Here is a 419-nt window from a genome sequence, read left to right as displayed (position 1 = left end):
ACACCCCAACCCCGCCACTCGATTAGGAAAGTTTGGCTATGCGCCAGATGAACAAATGCAGATGGGTATTGTTTATCCCCATAGCGATTTATATGCTTTAGCTGCGACTTTGTTAGTGTTGCTAACTGGTAAAGAACCTCAAGAACTTATTGATAGTTATAATTCTACTTGGAAATGGCAACCATATCTAACTTTAAATCCTCAGTTAGATCGGATTTTTAATAAAATGTTAGCACGTCAACCTAGCGATCGCTATATTTCCGCGCGTCAAATTTTACAGGATCTTAACCAGATCTCAATATCTCCTCAACCTATTCCCACTCAACCCCCACCAGAGTCAGTGACCCCTGACATATTAGCGCCCCCAAAAAACCAGCCCCCTGTCCCTAATTTCAGTCCTCCTACTGTTCAACAAATCA

General features: G+C 42.2%; 1 pseudogene. It reads left to right on the top strand.

From position 1 onward, the window contains the following. A pseudogene (locus tag B9T16_RS29435) lies at positions 1-419 on the top strand (serine/threonine protein kinase); the annotation flags it as partial.

It is taken from the genome of Arthrospira sp. PCC 8006 (assembly GCF_046480465.1).
In the GTDB taxonomy this organism is placed as follows: Bacteria; Cyanobacteriota; Cyanobacteriia; order Cyanobacteriales; family Microcoleaceae; genus Limnospira; species Limnospira platensis.
This window is presented reverse-complemented; position numbering and strand designations above follow the sequence as displayed.